The sequence below is a fragment of the Pseudoalteromonas sp. Isolate6 genome, from assembly GCF_022398435.1.
Lineage (GTDB): Bacteria > Pseudomonadota > Gammaproteobacteria > Enterobacterales > Alteromonadaceae > Pseudoalteromonas > Pseudoalteromonas galatheae.
Genome location: NZ_JAKEVK010000203.1, coordinates 1 through 8,279 on the forward strand (window position 1 = coordinate 1; position 8,279 = coordinate 8,279).

Annotated in this window: 8 protein-coding genes and 1 tRNA gene; 3 read left to right on the forward strand and 6 right to left on the reverse strand. The window is 44.4% G+C overall.

Annotation, left to right across the window (positions count from 1 at the left end):
- Nucleotides 1–26: 26 nt before the first annotated feature.
- From L1D50_RS19250 to cutA, 6 genes are all read right to left on the reverse strand, one after another.
- Nucleotides 27–103, reverse strand: a tRNA-Ile gene (locus L1D50_RS19250).
- Between the two features lie 485 nt (nucleotides 104–588).
- Nucleotides 589–1,935, reverse strand: a complete 1,347-nt coding sequence (gene accC, locus L1D50_RS19255; RefSeq protein ID WP_128728833.1) for an acetyl-CoA carboxylase biotin carboxylase subunit — start codon at nucleotides 1,933–1,935, stop codon at nucleotides 589–591.
- A 20-nt stretch (nucleotides 1,936–1,955) separates the two neighbouring features.
- Nucleotides 1,956–2,420 (reverse strand): acetyl-CoA carboxylase biotin carboxyl carrier protein, encoded by a 465-nt coding sequence (gene accB, locus L1D50_RS19260; RefSeq protein WP_017217207.1) that lies wholly within the window; start codon nucleotides 2,418–2,420, stop codon nucleotides 1,956–1,958.
- 19 nt (nucleotides 2,421–2,439) lie between these two features.
- Entirely contained in the window at nucleotides 2,440–2,901 is a 462-nt protein-coding gene (aroQ, locus tag L1D50_RS19265) for a type II 3-dehydroquinate dehydratase (RefSeq protein WP_010368763.1), read from the reverse strand.
- Nucleotides 2,902–3,096: 195 nt separating this feature from the next.
- The gene (locus L1D50_RS19270; protein ID WP_239966624.1) at nucleotides 3,097–4,908 is read right to left on the reverse strand and encodes a protein-disulfide reductase DsbD; all 1,812 of its coding nucleotides are present in this window, start codon (nucleotides 4,906–4,908) and stop codon (nucleotides 3,097–3,099) included.
- Nucleotides 4,908–5,228, reverse strand: coding sequence for a divalent-cation tolerance protein CutA (gene cutA / locus L1D50_RS19275; protein ID WP_128728831.1), 321 nt, complete (start codon nucleotides 5,226–5,228; stop codon nucleotides 4,908–4,910). Before cutA ends, L1D50_RS19270 begins: the two co-directional genes overlap by 1 nt.
- Nucleotides 5,229–5,357: 129 nt before the next feature.
- Between cutA and L1D50_RS19280 the strand changes: the two genes are divergently transcribed.
- The 3 genes from L1D50_RS19280 (at nucleotide 5,358) to groL (ending at nucleotide 8,011) form a co-directional block, all read left to right on the forward strand.
- A complete protein-coding gene (locus tag L1D50_RS19280) occupies nucleotides 5,358–5,870 on the forward strand; it encodes an FxsA family protein (protein WP_138522956.1) in 513 nt (170 codons plus the stop codon).
- Nucleotides 5,871–6,026: 156 nt separating this feature from the next.
- A complete protein-coding gene (locus tag L1D50_RS19285; RefSeq protein ID WP_010368755.1) occupies nucleotides 6,027–6,314 on the forward strand; it encodes a co-chaperone GroES in 288 nt (95 codons plus the stop codon).
- 50 nt (nucleotides 6,315–6,364) lie between these two features.
- Nucleotides 6,365–8,011, forward strand: coding sequence for a chaperonin GroEL (gene groL, locus L1D50_RS19290; protein ID WP_128728829.1), 1,647 nt, complete (start codon nucleotides 6,365–6,367; stop codon nucleotides 8,009–8,011).
- The last annotated feature ends 268 nt before the right edge of the window (nucleotides 8,012–8,279 follow it).

Genomic DNA, 8,279 nt, shown 5'->3' on the forward strand with positions numbered 1-8,279 from the left:
GAAGGATTAACTGGAAGTTTAGCAAATGGTGGCCCCACCTGGACTCGAACCAGGGACCTAACGATTATGAGTCGTGCGCTCTAACCAACTGAGCTATAGGGCCATTTTGTGTTTTTGCGCGTTATATTCGTCCATGAAGCGTGGTTCCGGTCTCGGATTCAACGCTCAAGGTCGCTGCGCTAATATCCCTTCGCTTCCTCGACGTAAACTTTCTTTGAAAGTTTACCCAACTGAGCTATAGGGCCATCTGCTGTAGTAATTTAAAGGTAAATCACTGAAAGCGCAGGCAGTATAAAAATTTTTAACAGGCTTGTCACTATTAAAACGTGAAAAAGTCGGGACTAATGGATTGATCGCTCAATATTAAGCCAATGTTGTAGCGGTTAGGGTGTTGAGCTGTTCGGATCATTAAAATGGCGAGGTAGGTATTGGTCTGGTTTTACAGTGTAAAAAAAATAGAGTCACTTAGAATTCGGGTTGGATTTTTGCTGTAAATACAAGATGAGCAAGCAGTAACGTTCGTTGGTAGTAGGGCAGAGATAAAAGAAGCCGGTAATTAGCCGGCCTCTTTTAGGAGAACGAATTAGGTTATTGGTGCATGCCTAGTTTTTTCTCTAGGTAGTGGATATTCGTGCCACCGTTTTGGAAGTTCTCGTCTGACAAGATCTTCTTGTGAAGCGGGGTATTGGTTTTAATCCCGTCAATTACTAGCTCATTTAGTGCGTTTTTAGCACGAGCGATTGCAACATCACGGTTCTCACCATAAGTGATTAACTTACCGATCATTGAGTCGTAATGTGGCGGTACTGTGTAATCAGCGTAAATATGGCTGTCCCAACGGATCCCAAGGCCACCTGCTGGGTGGAAGCGTGTGATTTTACCCGGTGAAGGGATAAAGCTCTCTGGGTCTTCTGCGTTAATACGGCACTCGATTGCGTGACCACGGATCACCACGTCTTCTTGTGTGATAGAAAGCGGTTGACCAGCAGCAATCTTAAGTTGCTCTTTGATTAAGTCTACGCCAGTGACCATTTCTGTTACTGGGTGCTCAACCTGAATACGGGTGTTCATTTCAATGAAGTAGAACTCGCCGTTTTCGTATAAGAATTCAAACGTACCTGCACCGCGATAGCCGATTTCGATACATGCACGAGTACAGCGATCACCAATGTATTTACGCATTTCAGCTGTGATCCCTGGTGCAGGTGCTTCTTCCACTACTTTTTGGTGACGACGCTGCATTGAACAGTCGCGCTCACCTAAATGGATTGCATTGCCTTGGCCGTCAGCGAGTACTTGTACTTCGATATGGCGTGGATTTTCTAGGAATTTCTCCATGTAAACCATGCCATTACCAAAGAACTGCTTGGCTTCTTGTTGCGTCAACGCAATCGAGTCAACAAGCTCTTTTTCGCTACGAACGACGCGCATACCACGACCACCACCGCCACCTGCGGCTTTGATGATAACAGGGTAACCAATACGCTTGGCGATCTGCATGTTGCGATCGTTATCTTCTGTTAACGGGCCATCAGAACCAGGAACACAAGGAACACCAGCTTTTCTCATTGCTTCAATAGCAGAAACTTTATCACCCATTAGACGAATAGTGTCGCCTTTTGGACCGATAAAGATAAAGCCACTTTGCTCAACTTGGTCAGCAAAGTCGGCATTTTCAGAAAGGAAACCGTAACCTGGGTGAATAGCAACCGCGTCTGTGACTTCTGCCGCCGCGATAATACGAGGAATATCAAGGTAGCTTTCGCTTGCCGCAGGTTTTCCGATACAAATGGTTTCATCCGCAAGAAGAACATGTTTTAGGTCACGGTCAGCTGTTGAGTGCACAGCAACCGTCTTAATACCTAGCTCCTTGCAGGCACGCAATACACGAAGTGCAATTTCACCTCGGTTTGCAATGACTACTTTATCTAACATAACGTTGACCTTCTGCGTAATTATTCGATGATGAATAGCGGTTGGTCGAATTCTACTGGCTCACCGTTTTCAACTAGGATTGCTTTAACTACACCAGCTTTATCTGATTCGATCTGGTTCATCATCTTCATGGCTTCAACGATACAAAGTGTGTCGCCAACATTTACCTTTGAACCTACTTCAACGTATGCCGCTGCTGTTGGAGAAGAAGCTGTGTAGAAAGTACCAACCATAGGAGACTTAACTTGGTGACCTGCTGGTGCGCTGCTTTCTGCTGGTGCTGCTTCTACTGCTGCAGGAGCCGCCGCTGGTGCTGCTGGTGCAGGTGCCGCTGGAGCTGCCATGTATTGTTGAGGTTGTGCATAAACTGGTGCGCTGCTGTGGCGATTGATACGTACTGACTCTTCACCCTCAGTGATTTCTAGCTCTGCAATACCTGATTCTTCTACTAGCTCGATAAGTTTTTTGATCTTGCGAATATCCATACAATGACCCGCCTGTTAGTTAATTTGAGTTATTTTGTTTTCGCAATTGCGCTAACGCTGCATCAAATGCAGCGCGATAGCCCAACGCGCCTAATCCACATATCACGCCTTCCGCCACATCAGAAAAATAAGATTTGTGACGAAATGGCTCTCTGGCGTACACATTGGTGATGTGTACTTCATAAAAAGGGATGTCCACACTGAGTAAAGCGTCTCGAAGGGCAATGCTTGTATGGGTAAATGCGGCGGGATTAATGATAATCGCATCACATTGTTCATATTGAGCGTGAATAGCCTCGATTAGCTGCGCTTCACTATTACTTTGAATGTGTGACAAGCTGACTTGCTGTGCTTCTGCATATTCAGTTAATGCGTCAACAATTTCGTTGAGAGTCTGCGTGCCGTACTTGTGCGGCTCACGGCGACCTAGCATATTTAAATTAGGGCCGTTTACTAATAAAATCTTTAATTTTGCAGACATATTACGCGAACTTCCTTTAACTAAAGCATTAGCCAAAAATTTAGACTGTATGGCTTGTTAACTTAAGCCGAATTCCAGCAAATAGCAAATATTTCTCCATTTCGTGGAGTATTATAGAGAGTTCGAGGTAAATAGCAGCAAAATACTGGTCTAATGAGAAGGGTAGAGGGGCAAATAAGTTTGCCCCTAAAATGGTTACTTTGCGTCCTGCTTGGCCTTTTCTAGGTGGGCAGCAAAGTCTTTTGCGTCTAAGAAGCCAGTGATGCGGTGTGTTGGCATCTCATTACCTTGGCTATCAAAGATTAAAATAGTCGGTAAACCAAACACCGTAAATGCCTCCATGATCTCTTGAGTGTTGTCATTGGCTTTGGTCAAGTCGAGCTTTAATAGCTCGTAATCTTTGAACTGTGCTTGTACTTCAGGTTTTGGGAAAGTGTATTTCTCAAACTCTTTACACGCGACACACCACTCTGCGTATAAATCAACGATAGGCACTTTGCCTTTGGCATTGGCCTCAGCAACGGCGACTTTGAGTGCAGCTAAGTCAGGTAGTAACCTAAACTTCTGCTCTCCCGTAACGACCTCGGCTTGAGTCGATGTCGTACTTACAATAGCTGCAGGTGCTGGAAACAGGCTTGTTTTTAATGCATATAAGCCAACAATAAACAGAGTGATCGCAAAACCCCACAATGTGGTTTTACCTTTGCCTGCCTGTAATTGGCTTTGCCAATAATGCAAGTAGAGTGCTGTCGCTACGGCGAGGCCACCGGCCAGTGAGATAATCACTGTCGCATCGAGTATACGCTCTAGAAGGATAAGCGGTACGAAGAGCATCACAAAACCAAATAGCGTTTTGACCTGATCCATCCAGCCTCCTGCTTTTGGCAATAATTTTCCACCTGAGGTACCTAGCAGTAATAGCGGTAAGCCCATGCCCAAGCTAAGTGCGTATAGTGTTACCGCGCCCACCACATAGTCACCACTTTGCGCGACAAATAATAGCGCACCAGAAAGTGGAGCTGTGGTGCAGGGCGATGCAATAAGTCCAGATAGCACACCCATTATGAATACGCCCCAGTAATTGCCGCCTTTTTGCTTGTTACTGAGCTGAGTGAGTTTATCCATCATGCCGCTAGGTAAACGAATTTCGTAAACCCCAAACATAGATAGCGCGAGTGCGACGAACAATATACTAAAGCTGATAAGTACCGCAGGATGCTGCAAGTAGCCTTGAATTTGGCCACCGAAATACGCAACGACTAACCCAAGCGCCGCGTAAGTGACCGCCATACCTTGCACATAAACAAAAGATAGACAGAAGGCTTTTTTAGTCGAAAGGCCTTGTTGACCAGCGATGAGGCTCGACAAAATAGGGAACATCGGGAATACACAAGGGGTAAACGCAAGGCCAATACCCAGGCCAAAGAACGTCAAAATATTCGCAAGTAAGCTGCGTTGCATTAGCTGCTCAGTGAAAGACAAATTATCGTTATCCACAGAGGTGCTTTCGCTTTGAGCTTCTGCTTTTGTTTCAGGAGCTTTGGTGGACGTGGCCTTTGGCTTTTCTCCCGCAATCGTGCTTAACGGCACTTCTACAATTTCTGGCGGATAGCAAAGTCCAGCTTCGGCGCAGCCTTGATAGCGTATTTTTACGATTGCACCTTGCTCGATATTACTGAGCTTAGAGATAACAGATAAGTTATTGAAGTAGACTTCAGTGCGACCAAAAAACTCATCTTCAATCATCTTTCCTGGTTCAAGCTCCGGCACTTGGATGTCGGCTTGTTTAGCGATAATTTGAAGATTCTTCTTATATAAGTAATAGCCGTCGGCGATGTCCCAACCTACAAACAAGGTGTTGCCTTGCTGGTCAAAATCGAACTTGAATGCTTCTTTTACTGGTAAAAAAGTCTGTTGTTTAGGAGCCAGTAAGCTGTCTAACACCGCATTGTTTGCTTGTGCGGGAAACCACATCAGCAATGAGAAAAGAACTACTAAGAGTCGCATTACAATAATACCTCGTCCATCCATTTGAAATAAGCTAAGTTGCCACTGGTGACGTCCACAACTTGAATTTCTGGGACATCATAACTGTGTAGTTCACGAATAGTGGTCATCACTTGCTCTAGTTTTTCGGATTTTGTCTTGATTAACAGCTTGGTCTCTTGTGCATGTTCAACCTGACCTTCCCAAACATAAATAGATTCCACTGCTGGGATTAGGTTCACACAAGCTGCAAGTTTTTGCTCTACAAGTTGCGTCGCAATTTTACGCGCTTCTGCAACTGAATCGCATGTAGATAAGACGAGTTTATATCTTACGCCCATTGTCATTTCCATTTTAGGGTTAGTAATGGCATCTTAGCGGATAGCTCCTCTTTTCTAAAGCGTCTTACTTGTATCGCTTGAATTAAGACCTTAGCACCCATATTTATCTTTCGTAGATTTGGAGAAAGTATGTTTAGATTCTTATTTATTTTATTTATCGCTATTCCGATTATTGAAATTGCTTTGCTGATCCAAGTCAGCGAGGTGATAGGCGGTTTTGCTACCATTGCGCTTGTAATTGGTACCGCCATTTTAGGGGCAAGACTGGTTAAACAGCAGGGTCTTGGCGCTTATGTCAACGTACAGCAACAGATGTCTCGTGGGCAATTGCCTGCACAAGATTTATTTACCGGTTTGTGTGTGATCATTGCAGGTGTGCTATTGATGACGCCTGGGATCATGACCGATGTATTAGGCTTTTTACTGTTAACCCCAGCCGTTAGAAAAAAGCTGGCGCAGTCGCTTTTAGCTCATGCCACCGTAAGAGTGCAAACAGGCATGCACTCAGGTCAGTCACCGTTTGCTAACCAATCACGCGACGAACGTCCGGATCAGCAGGAAGAAATTAGAGATCCATTTAAAAATCAATCGGGTAGAAATTCTTCAACAACGATTGAAGGTGAATACGAAAGAAAAGACTAAATTTTTTTGGTTTTTTCTCTTGGGTTTTAATTTGCCCATCCCCATAAATGAAAGCAATTAAAATTGCGTGTGTTAACCACAACCTGTGGATGTAACACCGCCTTAAAAAAGCATTATTTCTGTCATTGTTCAGAAACTGTTAGGAGAACTATATAAATGAACATTCGTCCTTTACATGATCGCGTCATTGTTAAGCGTCTTGAAGAAGAAACAAAGTCAGCTGGCGGCATTGTGTTAACTGGTTCTGCAGCTGAAAAGTCTTCACGTGGTGAAGTGGTTGCAGTAGGCAACGGCCGCGTGTTGGACAATGGTGAAACTAAAGCACTACAAGTAAAAGCTGGCGACACAGTGTTGTTCGGCTCTTACATCGAAAAAACTGAGAAGATCGAAGGTCAAGAGTACCTGATCATGCGCGAAGATAACATCTTAGGCATCGTAGAATAATTAATACTTTTTAGTTTAATCGACAACAGAATTTAAGAGGAATTTATAACATGGCAGCTAAAGAAGTTCGTTTTGCAGGTGACGCTCGTACAAAAATGCTAAAAGGCGTAAACGTCCTAGCAGACGCAGTAAAAGTAACACTAGGTCCTAAAGGCCGTAACGTTGTTTTAGAAAAGTCATTCGGTGCACCAACTATCACTAAAGACGGCGTATCTGTTGCGAAAGAGATCGAGCTTGAAGATAAGTTCGAGAACATGGGCGCACAAATGGTTAAAGAAGTTGCGTCTAAAGCAAATGACGCGGCGGGTGACGGTACTACCACTGCAACTGTTCTTGCTCAAGCTATCGTGAACGAAGGCCTTAAGTCAGTTGCTGCGGGTATGAACCCAATGGACCTTAAGCGTGGTATCGACAAAGCAGTTATCGCCGCAGTTGAAGAGTTAAAAACGCTTTCAGTACCTTGTTCAGACGCAAAAGCGATTGCACAGGTTGGTACTATTTCAGCTAACTCTGATAAAGAGATCGGTGACATCATTGCTGAAGCAATGGAAAAAGTAGGTCGTGAGTCTGGTGTTATCACTGTGGAAGAAGGTCAGTCACTACAGAACGAACTAGATGTAGTTGAAGGTATGCAGTTTGACCGTGGCTACCTATCACCATATTTCATCAACAACGCTGAAAAAGGCCAAGTTGAGCTAGATAATCCACACATCCTTCTAGTAGACAAGAAGATCTCAAACATTCGTGAACTTCTACCTACATTAGAAGCAGTTGCTAAAACAAGCAAGCCGCTACTAATTATTGCAGAAGACCTTGAAGGTGAAGCGCTAGCAACTCTGGTTGTAAACAACATGCGTGGTATTGTGAAAGTTGCAGCGGTTAAAGCGCCTGGCTTTGGTGACCGCCGTAAAGCGATGCTACAAGACATCGCAATCTTAACTGGTGGTACAGTTATCTCTGAGGAGATTGGCCTTGAGCTTGAAAAAGCAACAGTTGAAGACCTAGGTACAGCTAAGCGCGTGGTTATCACTAAAGATGACACAACAATCATCGACGGTGCAGGCGAGCAAGAAGCAATCGATGGTCGCGTATCACAGATCAAAGCACAAATCGAAGAAGCGACTTCTGACTACGACAAAGAGAAGCTACAAGAGCGCATGGCAAAACTTGCAGGCGGTGTTGCAGTAATCAAAGTTGGCGCAGCAACTGAAGTTGAAATGAAAGAGAAGAAAGACCGCGTTGAAGATGCACTACACGCAACTCGCGCAGCGGTTGAAGAAGGTGTAGTACCAGGTGGTGGTGTTGCACTAGTTCGTGTAGCGAGCAAGATTGAGTCGCTAACTGGTGACAACGAAGACCAAAACCACGGTATTAAAGTGGCACTTCGTGCGATGGAAGCACCACTTCGTCAAATCGTTTCAAACGCAGGTGACGAAGCATCAGTTGTGGTTAACGCAGTTAAAGCTGGCGAAGGTAACTACGGTTACAACGCTGCAACTGGCGAATACAGCGACATGATTGAAATGGGTATCCTAGACCCAACTAAAGTAACGCGTTCTGCACTACAGTTCGCAGCATCAGTAGCAGGTCTTATGATCACTACAGAAGCGATGGTTGCTGAAATTCCGAAAGAAGAACCTGCTGCTCCAGATATGGGTGGCATGGGCGGAATGGGTGGAATGGGCGGCATGATGTAATAAACATCACCTCCTAAGCACTACACGCTTTAGAAAACCCTAACAGATTGATGTTAGGGTTTTTTTGTGTCTGAAATTTGCTAAAGCGCCATCAATTTAGGGGGATAAAGTGGGGTATCGATTTAACGCCCATGTGTTATTTTTTAGAGTGGAAAAAGTGCGCTGCAAAGTTTTGTATTACTTTCTTTTACTGCCCCATGTTAAAGGAAGTAGGCAGCTGGATTAGAAAAGTTGAGGTTCACTATAAATACATTGATGGTAAATATTG